Origin of the sequence: Brevibacillus brevis (genome assembly GCF_001039275.2) — a bacterium.
Taxonomy (GTDB): domain Bacteria; phylum Bacillota; class Bacilli; order Brevibacillales; family Brevibacillaceae; genus Brevibacillus; species Brevibacillus brevis_C.
On record NZ_CP030117.1, the window covers coordinates 5,254,414 to 5,269,984 of the forward strand.

Consider the following 15,571-nt stretch of genomic DNA (forward strand, 5'->3'; position numbering starts at 1 on the left):
AAGGAAGAATGAGATGCTAGTATTAAGCCGTGAAAACATTGAACAAATCTATACGATGAAAGATTGCTTGGAAGATGTGGAACACGTCTTCCGTGAGCATATGCTGGGAAACGTTACCACCCCTGTTCGTACTGCCATTGACCATCCGAAATACGGAGCAACCAGTCTATACATGCCGTCCTATTTGGAAACGGACGATTACGTAGCGGTAAAAATCATCAGCATTTTCCCTGAGAATCACAAGCACGATATCAAAGCACTCCAAAGTGTAATCGTGTTGACCGAAGCTAAAACCGGACAGCATGTGGCGATGATGGACGCGAGCCTCTTGACGATTATGCGCACAGGTGCAAGCAGTGGCGTTGCAACCAAATACTTGGCAAAAGAACATGCGCAAAGCTGCGCTGTATTGGGATGCGGGGCACAATCGATCGGACAAATTCAAGCCGTCATGGAAGTCCGTCTGTTGACAAACATTTATCTTTATAACCGCACACGTGAGAAAGCGGACGAAATGAAACAAACACTGCTCTCGCTCTACCCCGAGTGGCAAGGCGAAATCACGGTTATGGATGATGCCAATGAAGCGGTGGCGAATGCCGAAATTGTGATTTGCAGCACGAAGGCTACCAGCCCGTTGTTTGATGGAACACGCTTGCGTCCTGGTACGCATATCAATGCCATCGGTGCTTTTCTTCCTCATATGCAGGAGGTCGACCTGACTACTGTACAAAACAGCAAAGTCGTGGTCGATACACTCGAGGGAGCCCAGCACGAAGCCGGCGATCTGCTCATTCCGATTGAACACGGTGAATGGAGCTTTGAACAAATGCACGCTGAGCTGGGAGACATTCTGATTGGGAAAAAACCTGGCCGAGAAAACGATGACGAAATCACGCTGTACAAATCCGTGGGTGTTGCCTATTTGGACACAGCCGTTGCCAAAACGGTCTATGAACGGGCGAAAGCAAATGGCATTGGAACAGAAATCAGCTTGTAAATCCTGGTTTTTAAAAAAACAGCCGCCTTCCCACCCGGGATTTGGCGGCTGTTTGCTTTTTCCGGTTTACAAAAGTCGGGCGATGGCATCAAGTATCTGCTCTTTTTGAAAAGGCTTCACGACGAAATCACTCGCTCCTGTTTTCATCGCTTCCAGCACCTTCTGCCGGTGCCCGACTGCCGAGCAGATCAAAATTTTGGCATCACGGTCAAAATCCAAGATGTGACGCATGGCTTCAATCCCGTGCATGTGCGGCATGGTAATATCCATGGTGACAATATCTGGCTTGAGCTCCTTGTACTTTTCAATTGCCTCCAAACCATTGCTCGCTTCTCCACAAACTTCATGTTGTTCGCCTAGCATATCCGTCAGCACCCTTCTCGTGAAGGCTGCGTCATCTACTATCAGCAATCGGGCCATGCAGTCTTATCCCCTCGCATCTCGCTTGCTATTCTACTTCCTACTTTTGCAGAAATCGCAAGCCTTGTCCACGAGAGAAAATGACTTCTTTTGTCGAATGGCGCGAACTCCGATCGGTATTATGAAATAAAGCCGATTCGCTCGCTGCTTTCTTTCGAATCGCTATCACTGGCGGGTTCAGCTGTCCCGCTCGACGCCAGAGGGCTGTCTGGTTTCGGGTGTGGAGTGGTCTCTCCAATTTCTGGTCGATCGACCTGTGTGACCTCATCCGGAATATGAATCTGGGGGATTTCCACCATATCGTTTTCCATCGCGTGTACGCCTCCCTTCTGTTCCCGCTGTGCAGGATGTTCTCCATACGATTAGCCTGTCCGTATCCCTTTTTTCCATGCACAACCTTCAGAGAACCGATATAATAGGCATGACGTGTATTTATATTTTCAAGTGGATTATGCTTTTTTTCTATGGAGGAATCCCGCATGCCAAAGCTGCTGCCATTTCCCGTCTTATTTACCGGTTTGGTAGTCGGGCTGCTTCTGCTCATTACCAGTCAGTTCGTTACAAGCATGAAGCATCTTGATAAAGTCATAAATAAAAGCAGCCATTCTTCTGAAAAAGTGCGTGTCGCCCTGTTGCTGGAGGGCCCCACTTATGATCAGGGCTGGAACAGCAGTGCGTTGGAGAGTATGACAGAACTGCAAAAAAGATTTAACTTTTCACTCGAAATCGCCAATAATATAAAACCGGAGCAGATTACGAAGGTGGCTGAGAAATATGCAGCCAACGACTATGATCTCGTACTCGGTCATGGCCTCATCTTCTCTGATCCTTTTACAGACGTGGCGCTTCGGTATCCGAAAACACACTTTGTTTCCTTTAACGGAGAGGCTCCGCATCCGAATCAGACCACGATTCGTTACGATATGAAGCCTGCTGGCAAGCTCGTGGGTATCCTAGCCGCCAAAATGACAAAATCGGATAAAGTCGGGTACATCATGGTAGACAAGCCCACAGAACTCCATCAAGTAGAAGGCTTTATCGATGGCGTGAAAAAGGCGTCGCCCAAAACCACTATCGTCGTGGGAAAAGTTCCTGATTTCAATGATATTGAGGGGGCCATTCGCACGACTCGCGACATGATTGCACAAGGTGTGGATGTCATCTACACCACAGGCGACAGCTTCAATCTCGAAGTGATTACAGAAGCGCAGCGCGCAGGAGTATTCACCATCGGATATATTGCTGATCAGCGCTACATCGCTCCTGACTTCGTGCTGGCCTCCATGATGCAGGATGTTCGTCAGTGCTACCGCATCATCATGGAACAGTTTATTCAAGGGGATCTCCCCAATGGAAAAGTTATGTACGGACTTGCCGAAGGAGTCAACCATCTCAGTCAATTCGGACACATGGTGCCAGCAAATGTACGTGAAGATTTAGAACGGGAACTGCAAAATCTCATTCCTTCCCGTGGCTCGTATGGAGGTTAATCAGCATGCCCCTTTTCAGCAATCTCGGATTTCAGAAAAAAATCATGCTCAGCTATCTCGTAATGATGCTTCTCATCGGTTGCGTAACGACCCTGTTCAGCTATCAAATGACCAAGGTCACCTCTGATGAAGTGTATTTGACACAAAACCTCTTACCGCAAACGAGCGCCTTATTGGAAGTCAAAAACCAGATTTACACCAAGACATATGCGTTGAACATGTATACATTGACGCGCAACGAGTCTTACCTGGATCAGTACTATACAAATCTGATCGATACGGCTCGTTTTTCCTCGCTTCCCAAAACGGAGGCGAACAGTGGCTTGTTTACGATTATTGAATCGATATCAAAACTGGACTTTATTTTTTTGAACAAAATCAATCCGTTGCTGCAAGCAGGGAATGTTCCCGCCGTCAGCTATGTCCTTACCAATGAAGTACAGCCATTGCTCGACCGGTTGGAACGCGATCTGTCCTTTTCACTCAATCAGCTCGAGTATCAGACGAACAAAGAGTTTCAGAATTCAAATGAGAGCATCAAAGTCTCGTTGATCCTGACGTATTCCGTTTCTGTAGCCTCTATCTTGTTTGGGCTGTTCTGTACGTTTTACTTCCGCAATGAGCTGTTGCGCCCGATCCAGTCTCTGATGCAGCAAGCGCGTGAAGTATCGAAAGGAACATTCGGCCAACAAATCGTCTATACCCATCAAGACGAATTCCTTGAGTTGGCGCAGGAGTTCAACAAAATGTCGAGTAGCATCGCCAATCTATTCGCACAAGATGAAAGGCAACGGCAAATTCTGACCGAAGAAAAAAACATCCGGGAGCAAATCTTAAACTCTCTGCCTGTTGGGATTATTACTCACTCCCATGCGACAGTCGGTCTTCATGTAAACCAGTTGGCACAGCATTTGGTCAAGCTCGACGATCACGGTTACCCCGTGTCCAAGGTTTCCTTTGAAGCACCCACATGCAACGAGCCGACTCCCTGGTTCGTCAATCGCAAAATGACCTTGTACAAAAAAGACGACACGCCATTCATTGCCCTGGTCTCCTACATCCCTTTGCACAATCATCACCACGATCAGGAAACCGGGTGGATGGTCGCCTTCCTGGACATTACGGAGCAGGAGCAAATTCAAGAGTACTTGAATCAATCCGAGAAGCTGGCGATGGTCGGTCAGTTGGCAGCGGGAGCCGCTCATGAAATTCGTAATCCGCTAACGGTCATCTACGGCTTTATTCAGCTATTGGAACAGCGTTTATCGGATCAAGAGCGCGATTTGTACTATTTGCCCTTAATTTTGCAGGAAATTGAACGGGTCAACCGCATTGTGACGGAGTTGTTGATGCTCTCCAAACCGTCCAAGCCCGATTATCGCGAGGTTGCGCTAACCGGTGTCGTTCATTCGATTCTTCCCTTGATGAATGCCGAGGCTATGCTACATGGGATTGAAATCGTAGATCACTGTGATCCGAGCATTCGCATTCACGTCGATGTCGAGCAATTAAAGCAAATCCTGTTAAATTTAATGAAAAACAGCATTGAAGCCATGAAAGACGGCGGCGTTCTCTCCATTGAAAGCCGCCTGGACGATCAGGCTGTCCATATTCATGTCAAAGACACGGGAGAAGGCATTTCTCAAGAGTATCTGGTACGTATATTCGATCCGTTCTTCTCCTTAAAAGAGGATGGAACAGGACTGGGGCTGCCGATTTCCCGACGAATGGTCGAAAACCACGGTGGGGAGCTGCACGTGAACAGTAAGCTGGGAAAAGGAACGGAAATCATCATTACGCTTCCGCTTACACCAAAAGAAGATTAGGCTTGCGCATCCAGCCAAGCGAACATCTTGCGCGTATACATCTCCATTTCTTCCCCGACAAACAGATGGCTGGCCCCTTGCGCCAGCCATTTTTCATACGGTTTGCCTGCCCGCGTCAGCGCATCTGCCAATTTATGAGCATGCTCCACTCCCACATTCTCATCTTCTGTTCCATGTATGATCAGCACAGGGCAAGAAATCTCGTCCATCCGATACAAAGGCGTCCGATCGCGGTAGGCATCCTCCTGCTTGCGCGGGTGACCGATGATTCTACGCAGCATCCTTCTCAGATCAACCCGCTCCTCATAGGTCAAAAACATGTCGCTGACGCCACTCCATACGACGCAGGATAATACGCCCTTGCACTCCATTGCAGCAAACAAGGCCATGATGCCACCGCGTGAAAAGCCGTAGACGCTGATTCGCTCCTTGTCCACCTTCTCCAGATTGCGGAGCAATTCAAATGCAGCAAACACATCATGCCTGTCTGCCCCACCGAATTCATCCCGGCCCTCTCCGCCTTCGTTGCCACGGTAATGAGGGGCGAGGACCACGTAGCCAAAGGCGGCCATTTGGCTGATTCTCTCAGGTCGGACCCGTCCCACTCCTTTAATCCCGCCTCGGCAATACAGGAGAGCTGGCAAACATGCTCCCTCCTGAAAATAGGCCTCTGGAACAGCCAAGGCAGCTTTTACCAGCAAGTCTTGACTGTAGTAGCTGACGGTATAGAGCCGCACTCCCGGATGGACTGTCTCCTCGGATGTACATGCGACAAATGGTGAAGTATCTAGCTGCATCCTGCTCACGATTCCTCTCTCTGTGATCTCGTAATCGTATCCACAAGCGTCACCATCGAAGGTGATAGCCATTTCTTTTTATGATAAACAAGCTGTATGGAAAAAGGCGGCTTATCTGACTGAAATGGGATGGCTGTAAGCACCCCTTCTGCGAGCTCTCTCTTGACCGCCATGAGCGGCAGCAAAGCTACACCCAGGCCACAGCGCACACACTGCTTGATCGCTTCCGGATTGCTAAACTGGCAGGCGATTCGCTGACTCATCCCAGCCTCTCCCAATGCCTCCAGCAGCATGCCCCGATACGTGCAGCCTTCTTCGGTCAATACAAGCGGTTCCCCACCCAAATCATGGACCGTGAGTGCTGTTGCTGTCGTAAATCGATGGGTGGGTGGCATGATGATCACCAATTCTTCCTCGCGAATAACGTAGGTGACTAGCTCAGGGTCTGTACAAGGACGATCGAAAATGATCCCGATATCGAGATAGCCATCCTTGATCTGTTGTACAATTTCTGCTTCTCCAGCCGTCTGCAATACTAAGTCAACCTGAGGATATTGCTGACAAAAAGCCTGTAAATACGACGGCAGAAAGAACGCCGCCAATGTATCAATCGTTCCAATGGCAATTGGGCCTGTTGTCTGTTGCTTAATCACTTCTTTAGATTCCCCATACAAACGAATCAATTCCCGTGCGTACGGCAGCAAGGCTTCCCCTGCTTGCGTCAGTCGCAGCTTGCGTCCGTATCTCTCAAATAGCGGGGCTCCATACGACTGCTCCAGCTTTTGCATTTGTGCCGTTACCGTCGGTTGAGCATAGCCCAGTTCTTCTGCTGCCCGTGTAAAGCTCCCATACCGGGCTACTTCGCGAAAAGTATGTAAATAGACCAGCTCCATCCCGCTTCCTCCCATAGAAATTAGTAATGATCCTTATTGAATAGTATAGATAACTGTGATGGTTGGTTCAATGCTATGCTTTGTACATAACCATCACACGTAACGAGGAGGATTTTGCTATGTCCCTTGTTTTGCAAACACCCGCCGCGCCATCTGAAGTAGCCCGTACTCATTTTCTCAACAAGCTTTCTCTCGAGACAGATGTCGCTGATGTATGGAATGACATCCAAAACCGAGTGGAAGGCTTCTACATCCTGGATGCTCGCAGCGAGAAAGCGTATCGGGAGGGTCACGTTCCCGGAGCTCTGAATCTCCCCCATTCGCTTATTTCCGCTGAAACGACGGCTGCTCTGGACCCGACCAAGCTCATGGTCATCTACTGCTGGGGTCCCAACTGCAACGGTGCAGCGAAGGCCTGCGCGAAACTGGCCGCTCTCGGTTTTCGAGTGAAAGAGATGCTCGGCGGGATTGAATACTGGGAAACAGAGGGGAATCCTCTCGAATAGAAAACGCAAAAAAGGACGGGAGCTTGATCCCGTCCTTCTTACGTTATCGCAAGGCTTAGTAGCCGCGTTTTGCGTTCTTTTTGTTGATTGTCGCAAGGTTCTCTTCGCTGTGCTTCATCCATTTTTTCATCTTGTCTTCGAAAGAAGCTCCGCTATCTCGTTTTGCATTCCCTCCGCGGTCGCCTCCACGATATCCACCACCACGGCGCTCTTCACGTTCCGGACGCTCAGGCGCTGGGAGTGCTGCGCGAACCGAAAGCGAGATTTTACCTGCATCATCAATGGAGAGTACTTTTACCTTTACTTGTGCCCCCACGGTAAAGTGATCATTGATATCCTTAACAAAACCGTTTGCTACTTGGGAAATGTGGACCAGCCCCTGCTCGGTTTCGCTGACTGCTACGAACATCCCAAACGGTTTAATCGCTGTCACTTTTCCTTCGATGATGCTTCCCACTTGTACTGCCATCCAGTTTGCACTCCTTTTATTTTTTCAGAAAAATGGTGAGAACCTCAAACCAGAAGCCTCATTCTCTTAGTATAGCAGAGAAATTCCAATACTGAAAAGCCTATTCTTTCTAGGCACACACTCTAAGCTAGTTATGCCCCAGTTCGAATGCATCCATTGCCATGACAAGTTCTTCATTTGTCGGGATGACCATGACTTTTACCGGAGAGTATTTCGTGCTGATGAATGTCTCACCTTTGCTGGTGCGGTTTACCTCACGATCCAGGTTTACCCCGGCAAATTCCAGACCAGAGCACACCAAATCACGCACGGCAGCACTATTCTCTCCGACACCCGCCGTAAAGATAATACCGTCAACTCCATTCAGTCGTGCAAGGTACAGTCCCACATGCTTATGCAGAATAGTAGTAAACAATTCCAGCGCGAGCTTGCTGCGGAGATGTCCCTCTTCTGCTTTTTTCATAACGTCACGCAAATCATTGGATACACCCGATACGCCCATGAGACCGCTATTGTTATTCAGAATCTTAATAGCGCCAGCCGTGTCAGTCTTTTCAATTTCCTCAATATACGGGATGATACCTGGGTCAATGTTTCCGCTGCGCGTACCCATAGACAAACCAGCCAACGGCGTCATACCCATCGACGTATCATACGATTCACCATTTCGGATCGCCGTGATACTTACCCCGCTTCCGATGTGGCAGCTGATCAGACGTAGCTGCTCTTTCGGGCGACCCATCATTTCTGCTGCCCGGCCCATTACATAGCGATGGGACGTTCCATGGAAACCGTATTTGCGAATACCGTATTGCTCGTAGTATTCATAAGGCAGTGCGTACAAATAAGAGGATGGTGGCATGGTTTGGTGGAACGCTGTATCAAAAACAGCTACGTGAATCAAATCAGGAAACAGACTCTGTGCAACTTCAATCCCGGTCAGGTTAATGGGGTTATGAAGCGGGGCGAAACGGGACAGGCTACGAATTTCGTCTTTTACTTGGTCATCAATAATAACGGACTGCTTAAATGCTTCTCCGCCGTGGACAACACGATGGGAAACGATATCTATCGAATATTGTTTGAGGGATTCAAACACTCCCCGAATAGCATCTTCATATTGGTCACGCTGGATTTGCTCCAAATAATCATGCGCAATCAATGTTTTGGAAGGCATTTCATACAGCTTGTACTTCACAGAAGAACTTCCGCAGTTCAGTACAAGAACATTCTTTTTTCCTACCACGATCTAATCCACTCTCCAATCATTCAATCGCAGCCTTCTCTCCTCATAGGATGGATAGGCTCCCTACATTTTATAACGATATGCTCTTCGTGAATACAGATAATTGAGAGCAATTATCAACAACATCGTGACAGATCCAGATGCATCGAGCAAAACATCCTGCACCATTCCGGTTCGATCCGGTGTAAACGTCTGGTGCCATTCATCCAAAACAGCCGTCATCACACTGCAAAAAGCGCTCCAGGGCAGTGCTTGCCCAAACGAGAGATGATGCGAAAACACGCGATACCAGCTAAAAGCCAAGAGAGCAAAAACAGTAAAGTGTGTCCCTTTCCGTATCAAGAACTCGATAAAACCAGCCGCTCCCTTTTCTTCCAGGCTGACATCCTTGCCTCCGTAAGGAATGGATATGTCGCCTAAACGGTCTTGTAAGCTCTGTTCATCCACTAGCTTGTCTATCGTCCCTCGCATGTCTTGCTTGGCGTATGGCTGTGAAGAAGAAATGAACAACCCGAGGAGAATGGCCATCAAAAGCAAGTAATCCCATACTTTTCGATATCGACGCACGTGTTTGTTACCCCCTGCTTTCGATTCTCTTTCCAATCTTACCATGACGCATACCTGGTTAGTCGGTTACAGCTACGTGAACGATTGAAAAAGAAAAACGCCAACCTATTTTAGCGGTTGGCGTCATGTGTAGAAGAAGAAAGAGGCAGGAAGTCCTCTTGTACAGGCACATACTCCCGGGAATCGTGGTTTGAGACTTCGGCTTGCCCTGTTTTTTGTGAGCGGGCCTGTTCGCGTTTCCTTTCTTTGAAATCGCGGCGACGTACCTGGTTGTTTTCCCACCAAATCCGCAAATGACGCGCGAGGATCGGCAAGGACATCTCAGAATGGGCCGCCTGTCTTTGCACAGCGGCATGTTGCATACCAGGAAGAAGTACGATTGTGGCAAAAGCCCCCATTAGAATGCCAAACAACAATACGCTGGCAAAGGACGCAAACGAATCATTCCCAGTACCCAAGCCCCCAGCAAGCGGAAGGCTAGCTAACGCGATCGCCAAATATATACCCGCTTGATTAAGCATGGTGCGTTTGGCCCCCAGCTTGATACCGTCCCAAACTCGCTCCTGCTCAGCTTGAGCCTTGTACAGCTCATCCATCGCAAGAAGTGCCTGCAAAACGATGACGGCAATGGCAGCCACCATACCATAGAAGCTCATAACGTTCATGGGTCGATCCAACCACAGCAATCCCAACGCAAAGCCTCCAGACAAGATGGGCAAGAGAACGAGGGCAAATAATCCATCGCGCGTTCTGCGTTGCAAAAGCAAGCTCATGATAAGTACGAGGGCAACCAGACTGCCAATCGTCAAGAACCGGCTGCTCCAATCAACCTTGTTGAGCTTTTTCTCCTCCAATTTCTTCAGCTCATCGTCGTTATATACCGTATAGCCTTCGGGTATCGTCACCTTTTCTTGCATGGTATATGGAATGATGTAAGACCACAGCTCAATTCGACTTGGGTCTGTGACGGCACTGCTTACCTTGAAGACATACAGTCCGTCTTCCCGTTGATAAATGGGCGGTTCGCTGCCGATCGACCAATCTACCAGCTCAGATAATCGCACCGTACCTTGTGAGGTTCGAATTAAAATCTGTTTCACTTGATCCGGATAGTCCATCCACCCGTCAGGGAATCGTACGTGGATAGGTACCTGACGCTCATTCCAATAGACACTGCCAGCTGTTTTTTCACCCAAATAGCTCTCCAGTTGTCTCTTGATCTCCTCTTGCGTAATCCGATAGCGTGCCAGCATCTCTTGTTTTGGACGAATGTCGATAAAGGTCCCCTCTGCACCTGAACCGATTCGTTCATCTGTTACAAGTTCTCGCCCCTCTTTATCCTTCGCACTCTGCTTTTCCATGAAGGCCAATAATTCATTGGCAATGTTCTGCGTCGTTTGCAAGGATGGCCCCATGATCGTCAAGACAAGGCGAGTTGCCTTATCTTTATTAATGACCAGCGCAAACGGATCTGTCTGAGGAATATCTCGCAGCTCTTTGTCCAGTACTTTTTCCAGATCTGAGACTGATTGCGTCCAATCGTATTTGTCCACGAGCTTTAGTTGAAAGCTCAGATTTTCTTCGGAGGCAATCGTGTAGACATCTCGGACTTCGTTAATGGCGAGCAAGCGCTCCTCGGCTATTTGTGCTGCCCGCATGGCCTCATCGATGCTGCTTCCCTGCACCATTGGCAATGAAAGCGACTTGTCGCCATAATCAAGCTTGGCGTACGGATCTACAAGAATAAATGACTTGAGCAAAAAGACAAAGGCAAGCGAGGCAACCAGTGTGATTCCATAAGGCAAGTACCCTTGTTCCACCAGTCGTTCCCAGCGAGCTTGAAAATACCTTGTCACTTTATTGGAAGCCCGTGGTGTTTCCTCCTCTACTCGGTCGGAAGCTTCCAGCCACGTTCCTGTCAGTACTGGCGTGATAAATCCATAGATAAGAATAAGAGCAAACGTCCCCAGCAAAAGAACGGGCCAAGCATCGTATAAGACAACCTTGTCTTCTGCCTTGAGGAAATCCGTGTAAACGACACCTGTCCAACAGGCTGCCACTACGACAATCGTGAGCAAAAACGGCTTCATCAACCCCCACGCCACTTGCAAACAACGAACAAGCGAGTACGAGGGCAATCCTGAAAACTGATGAAACAACGCAGAGCCTGCTCCTGTGAACAATAGCGAAAATAACACGAGTGGTCCAAGCGTGGAGAGCGTCAATGGGATTCCCCAAAGCCACATGCCTCCAAGAACACTGCCGACCGCTAGAACGTTTGCCAAAAGCGCGAGTACAGCCCCTGCCCATTGTTTTCGGGTCAGGTACAAAAAGAGCGAACAGATGACAGCCGTTAGAACAGCCAGTGCCCCAAGCTGTCTCAATGCAGCAGTGATTGTCTGCGCGTCGTCACGAAACAAATCGAGGCGGTACTTGCCGCCTGAAGCCTGATTCAACTCGCCAACCGCTTCCTTTACTTGCCTGCTGATGACAGGCAATTGCCCGACATCTGCTGCGTACACCGTGATTCCTAAGGCAGGCGAGCCACGATACATCCCGATTTGTTCGCCTTTGCTCCCGCGTCGATCACGAATGTCAGCCAACGTGTTTAGTGGCACGTATCCTTTATCGGTGGAGATCAAGTGCTTACCCAGATCTTGCAGCCCTTCCGATTTACTCGTCCATTGAATCATGGTTCGATCCTTATCAGCTCCAACAGAGCCTACCTCTTCTCCAACCACATCTGTCGGCAGTTGCGACAGAACATCAGCAGGTGTGAGCCCGTAGGCGAGTAACATGGACGGTCGGAAAATGATATCTACCTGCTCTTTCAAGGCTTGCTTGTCCATTTCGATGCGAGCGATCCCTGGCAGATTGATCAATTTGTCATAGACGGTATTTTGGGCAACGTCAGACAAGGTCTGCAAGTCCGTGCCGTACAGGACATAAAAGCCAATCTTGCTATCGGCCAGATTGCTTTGACTGACGCTCCACTCCTGCACGGGTAGCTGCTTCGTGATTTCTCCTAGCTTCTTTTCCAACCGTTCCTTATAATCCGAACCGATTTGTTCCGATGCTTTTACAGTAATAACTGCCGACCCCATCCGAGATTCGGAAGCAATCGTAAGCACACTGCCCAATGAACGTACCGATTCCTCTACTTTTCTCGCAACCGATTCGTCTACTTCCGCAGAGGAAAGTTTGGGTGCCAAGAGACTGATTGTATATTCAGGCACAGACCGATCCGGGAACGTCTTGATATCCAGCCCGAACCAAGCTCCTACCGCAAGTAGGCAGCAAATGACCGCCAGGATACGGGCGAAGGAGGGGATAATCGATAAAAATGTCTTGTTATTCATCCGCCACCTTCACCGCCTCACCATCCACTACATACGACAAGCCTGAAGCAACAATTTGGTCACCAGGCACGAGACCTTCCACTACCTCATAGAAGGTTCCTTGCAATGCCCCCACTTTGACAAACGTCTTTTCCACTGAATGTTCATTGATTTTCATGACGTAATATTCTTCATCAGAGACGCCGATGCTGCTTACAGGAACGAGCGCAACATTTGACGCCGGCAGCGGATACATACAAGTGACAGTCATGCCACCCTTCCACGCTACATTCTTGCCGTCTACGGTCACCTCGACTGGATAAGACCCCAAACTGGTATCCATAACAGGTGAGACAAACGTCACTTTTCCTTCTGCTTCACTGCCGTCCGGGGCCTTCACCTTTACCACTTTACCTGCCTGCCAATGGGCGATTTGCTCCCTTTCTACTTGCAACTTGACAAGCCAGGAGCTCGTATCGACCATCCGAATGACCTCTGTCCCAGGTCCAGCTTGCTCCGACGCTGTCTTGGAGATCGCTGCAACCACGCCTGTAAACGGAGCTTTGATCACCGCATCAGCGGCTTCCTGCTTCGCGCGGCTCAATTGAACATTCGCCTGCTGGATGCTTGCATTCGCTTCTTCGATGTCTAGTGGATCGGCGCCCTTCAGCAGGTTGTTGTACGCCACTTGTTCTTCTTCCAGACTCAGCTCGGCTTGTCGCAGTGCAGAGGACAGCTTGTCTTTTTCATCCTTCGAGATGGCTCCATTCGCATATAAAATCTCCGCTTTGGTGAGTTCGTCGCGAGCTTTTTGCATTTGTTCTCTCGCTTTTTCTACCTGTAGCTTCTTGGTCTGCACCTCATGACTCTCCGGTCCCTTGGCGGCCTTTTCCCGCTTGATCGCAGCACTTGCTACTTGTCCTTGGGCTGCGTGAATTCCTTGCTGCAAGGCCGTTCCATCTAATGTCGCCAACGTCTGCCCCGCCTTGACAGTAGCTCCTTTTTCTACGAGAATGCCTGAAATTTTGCCTGAGGCACCAAACGATAAAGCCAGCTCCTGACGCGGTGCCACTACACCTGCTACTTCCATCAGTCGCTCATCCTTGCCATTCTCCACCGTATAGGCACTTACTGTTTTCACCTTGATGACCGTTTCTTCTTTCGTTCGTTTCAGACTTGAAACTCCCTCATTTAGCTTTTCGCACCCTACGAGCAGCAGGACCACAACCGTAAGACTTATCCATTTATTCGTATTTTTCATTCCTGCAACCCCACATTTCCCCCTGAATCTTCCTAATACTGACCAAAAAAACGACGAATGTTGACAAAATATATTTTACAGAAAAAAATGGTATAGTTGTACTACTTTTCTGTCATTTTACATTATTTTTTATAATCCAAATGTCTCGTCACTTGTTTGTAACTCGTATCTAGTATGATAGAAGGGCAGGAAAACGGGGCAACTGCATCGCCCTATTGTTAGCGCTTACAAATATCCTTTACTTTTTCATGGTGGGAGTGATCGTCATGGCCAAAATCTATACTTCTTACACGGACATCGTGGCTGATATTCACGATGGTGCCACTTTATTAGTGGGCGGCTTCGGACTGGTAGGAATTCCGGAGAATCTGATTATTGCCCTGCGAGACAAAGCAGTGAAAAACTTGACAGTCGTCTCAAATAACTGCGGGGTAGATGATTGGGGACTCGGTCTCCTTTTACGCGAAAAGCAAATCAAAAAAATGGTCTCCTCTTATGTGGGTGAAAATAAGGAGTTCGAACGTCAATTTTTGTCCGGTGAGCTCGAAGTCGAGTTGACGCCACAAGGGACGCTGGCGGAGAGAATTCGCGCAGGCGGAGCTGGAATTCCGGCATTCTATACTCCAGCTGGAGTCGGCACACCTATCGCTGAAGGACGGGAAACACGCGATTTCGCAGGGAAAGAGTACCTGCTTGAGTATGGCATCACGGGTGATTTCGCACTGATCAAGGCGTGGAAGGCTGACAAGATGGGCAATCTCGTCTTCCGCAAAACAGCCCAAAACTTCAATCCGATGATGGCAGCAGCCGGAAAAATCACGATCGTCGAAGTGGAAGAAATCGTAGAGACAGGTGAACTGGACCCTGAGCATATTCACACACCAAGTGTCTATGTGCAACGTGTGATACAGGCACCTTCGTTCGAAAAACGCATCGAACGACGCACTGTCCGCTCGTAAGCAGCAAAAGAGAGTACCGGATTACATTCAAGGGAGGAAAACACAGATGTCGCTTACACGTGAGCAAATCGCCACTCGTGCCGCCGGGGAAATAGAAGATGGCTTTTACGTAAACTTGGGGATTGGAATGCCCACGCTCGTCGCCAACTACATCCCGGAAGGAAAAACAGTTGTTCTGCAATCGGAAAACGGCTTGCTCGGAATTGGTCCATACCCGACAGAGGAAAACCTCGATCCTGATCTCATCAACGCCGGAAAAGAAACCGTTACGGCTATTCCAGGTGCGGCCTACTTCTCCAGTGCAGAATCGTTTGCGATGATTCGCGGCGGCCATATCGACCTCGCTATTTTGGGAGCGATGGAGGTTTCTGCTGCGGGTGATCTCGCAAACTGGATGATTCCTGGCAAAATGGTCAAGGGCATGGGAGGTGCCATGGATCTCGTCCACGGCGCGAAAAAAATCGTCGTCATCATGGATCATGTCAACAAGCATGGTGAGACAAAAATCTTGAATGAATGTGCCCTGCCACTTACCGGCAAGAAGGTTGTCAACCGTATTATTACGGACAGAGCTGTCATGGACGTGACACCAGACGGGCTCGTCCTCGTCGAGGTAGCAGAAGGTTATACAGCGGAAGATATCCAGGCCTGCACGCAACCTACGCTACTTATCTCTCCAGAACTGAAAACAATTGGGCTGTAACCTATTTTTCAGGTACAGAACCCCCGTGAGTAAATAGCCGACTTCATCGCAGCTGCGTGGAGTCGCTTTTTCTTTCCCTTTTTTGCTCGGTGTGGG

Annotated in this window: 15 protein-coding genes; 6 read left to right on the forward strand and 9 right to left on the reverse strand. The window is 48.9% G+C overall.

Features of this window, described 5'->3' with window-relative positions; translation table 11 throughout:
- Positions 1-13 precede the first annotated feature (13 nt).
- Positions 14-1,000, forward strand: coding sequence for an ornithine cyclodeaminase family protein (locus AB432_RS25450; protein ID WP_048034663.1), 987 nt, complete (start codon positions 14-16; stop codon positions 998-1,000).
- A 66-nt stretch (positions 1,001-1,066) separates the two neighbouring features.
- Here the strand turns inward: AB432_RS25450 and AB432_RS25455 are convergent, their stop codons facing one another.
- Both AB432_RS25455 and AB432_RS25460 read right to left on the reverse strand, forming a co-directional pair.
- Complete coding sequence (locus AB432_RS25455) at positions 1,067-1,420, reverse strand: response regulator (RefSeq protein WP_048034664.1); 354 nt, start codon at positions 1,418-1,420, stop codon at positions 1,067-1,069.
- A gap of 119 nt (positions 1,421-1,539) precedes the next feature.
- Positions 1,540-1,731, reverse strand: coding sequence for a hypothetical protein (locus AB432_RS25460; RefSeq protein WP_048034665.1), 192 nt, complete (start codon positions 1,729-1,731; stop codon positions 1,540-1,542).
- A 168-nt stretch (positions 1,732-1,899) separates the two neighbouring features.
- On the opposite strand from AB432_RS25460, the gene AB432_RS25465 reads away from it, so the two are divergent.
- Entirely contained in the window at positions 1,900-2,910 is a 1,011-nt protein-coding gene (locus AB432_RS25465) for a BMP family ABC transporter substrate-binding protein (protein ID WP_048034666.1), read from the forward strand.
- 5 nt (positions 2,911-2,915) lie between these two features.
- Entirely contained in the window at positions 2,916-4,736 is a 1,821-nt protein-coding gene (locus AB432_RS25470; RefSeq protein WP_048034667.1) for a sensor histidine kinase, read from the forward strand.
- Here the strand turns inward: AB432_RS25470 and AB432_RS25475 are convergent.
- Both AB432_RS25475 and AB432_RS25480 read right to left on the reverse strand, forming a co-directional pair.
- A complete protein-coding gene (locus AB432_RS25475; RefSeq protein ID WP_048034668.1) occupies positions 4,733-5,533 on the reverse strand; it encodes an alpha/beta hydrolase family protein in 801 nt (266 codons plus the stop codon). The genes AB432_RS25470 and AB432_RS25475 overlap by 4 nt on opposite strands.
- Before the next feature lie 5 nt (positions 5,534-5,538).
- A complete protein-coding gene (locus AB432_RS25480) occupies positions 5,539-6,426 on the reverse strand; it encodes a LysR family transcriptional regulator (RefSeq protein WP_048034669.1) in 888 nt (295 codons plus the stop codon).
- Between the two features lie 119 nt (positions 6,427-6,545).
- Here AB432_RS25480 and AB432_RS25485 point away from each other — a divergent pair, with 119 nt between their 5' ends.
- Entirely contained in the window at positions 6,546-6,932 is a 387-nt protein-coding gene (locus AB432_RS25485; protein WP_048034670.1) for a rhodanese-like domain-containing protein, read from the forward strand.
- A 55-nt stretch (positions 6,933-6,987) separates the two neighbouring features.
- Here AB432_RS25485 and AB432_RS25490 read toward each other — a convergent pair whose 3' ends face one another.
- The 5 genes from AB432_RS25490 to AB432_RS25510 all read right to left on the reverse strand — a co-directional run bounded on the left by AB432_RS25490 (position 6,988) and on the right by AB432_RS25510 (position 13,813).
- Positions 6,988-7,401, reverse strand: a complete 414-nt coding sequence (locus tag AB432_RS25490; protein ID WP_048034671.1) for a S1 RNA-binding domain-containing protein — start codon at positions 7,399-7,401, stop codon at positions 6,988-6,990.
- A 127-nt stretch (positions 7,402-7,528) separates the two neighbouring features.
- The gene (locus AB432_RS25495) at positions 7,529-8,647 is read right to left on the reverse strand and encodes an acetate/propionate family kinase (RefSeq protein WP_048034672.1); all 1,119 of its coding nucleotides are present in this window, start codon (positions 8,645-8,647) and stop codon (positions 7,529-7,531) included.
- Between the two features lie 63 nt (positions 8,648-8,710).
- The gene (locus AB432_RS25500; RefSeq protein ID WP_048034673.1) at positions 8,711-9,214 is read right to left on the reverse strand and encodes a VanZ family protein; all 504 of its coding nucleotides are present in this window, start codon (positions 9,212-9,214) and stop codon (positions 8,711-8,713) included.
- Between the two features lie 110 nt (positions 9,215-9,324).
- Entirely contained in the window at positions 9,325-12,573 is a 3,249-nt protein-coding gene (locus tag AB432_RS25505; RefSeq protein ID WP_048034674.1) for an efflux RND transporter permease subunit, read from the reverse strand.
- Complete coding sequence (locus AB432_RS25510) at positions 12,566-13,813, reverse strand: efflux RND transporter periplasmic adaptor subunit (protein WP_048034675.1); 1,248 nt, start codon at positions 13,811-13,813, stop codon at positions 12,566-12,568. The genes AB432_RS25505 and AB432_RS25510 overlap by 8 nt, the downstream gene beginning before the upstream one ends.
- Positions 13,814-14,079: 266 nt before the next feature.
- On the opposite strand from AB432_RS25510, the gene AB432_RS25515 reads away from it, so the two are divergent.
- A complete protein-coding gene (locus AB432_RS25515; protein WP_015893185.1) occupies positions 14,080-14,772 on the forward strand; it encodes a CoA transferase subunit A in 693 nt (230 codons plus the stop codon).
- Positions 14,773-14,818: 46 nt separating this feature from the next.
- A complete protein-coding gene (locus tag AB432_RS25520) occupies positions 14,819-15,475 on the forward strand; it encodes a CoA transferase subunit B (RefSeq protein ID WP_048034676.1) in 657 nt (218 codons plus the stop codon).
- Positions 15,476-15,571: the final 96 nt, after the last annotated feature.

Coding starts and splice junctions, on each gene's coding strand:
- AB432_RS25475 (WP_048034668.1), bottom strand. CDS start 5,533: ATGCAGCTAGATACTTCACCATTTGTCGCATGTACATCCGAGGAGACA.
- AB432_RS25465 (WP_048034666.1), top strand. CDS start 1,900: ATGCCAAAGCTGCTGCCATTTCCCGTCTTATTTACCGGTTTGGTAGTC.
- AB432_RS25505 (WP_048034674.1), bottom strand. CDS start 12,573: ATGAATAACAAGACATTTTTATCGATTATCCCCTCCTTCGCCCGTATC.
- AB432_RS25520 (WP_048034676.1), top strand. CDS start 14,819: ATGTCGCTTACACGTGAGCAAATCGCCACTCGTGCCGCCGGGGAAATA.
- AB432_RS25455 (WP_048034664.1), bottom strand. CDS start 1,420: ATGGCCCGATTGCTGATAGTAGATGACGCAGCCTTCACGAGAAGGGTG.
- AB432_RS25510 (WP_048034675.1), bottom strand. CDS start 13,813: ATGAAAAATACGAATAAATGGATAAGTCTTACGGTTGTGGTCCTGCTG.
- AB432_RS25485 (WP_048034670.1), top strand. CDS start 6,546: ATGTCCCTTGTTTTGCAAACACCCGCCGCGCCATCTGAAGTAGCCCGT.
- AB432_RS25515 (WP_015893185.1), top strand. CDS start 14,080: ATGGCCAAAATCTATACTTCTTACACGGACATCGTGGCTGATATTCAC.
- AB432_RS25470 (WP_048034667.1), top strand. CDS start 2,916: ATGCCCCTTTTCAGCAATCTCGGATTTCAGAAAAAAATCATGCTCAGC.
- AB432_RS25490 (WP_048034671.1), bottom strand. CDS start 7,401: ATGGCAGTACAAGTGGGAAGCATCATCGAAGGAAAAGTGACAGCGATT.
- AB432_RS25450 (WP_048034663.1), top strand. CDS start 14: ATGCTAGTATTAAGCCGTGAAAACATTGAACAAATCTATACGATGAAA.
- AB432_RS25460 (WP_048034665.1), bottom strand. CDS start 1,731: ATGGAAAACGATATGGTGGAAATCCCCCAGATTCATATTCCGGATGAG.
- AB432_RS25480 (WP_048034669.1), bottom strand. CDS start 6,426: ATGGAGCTGGTCTATTTACATACTTTTCGCGAAGTAGCCCGGTATGGG.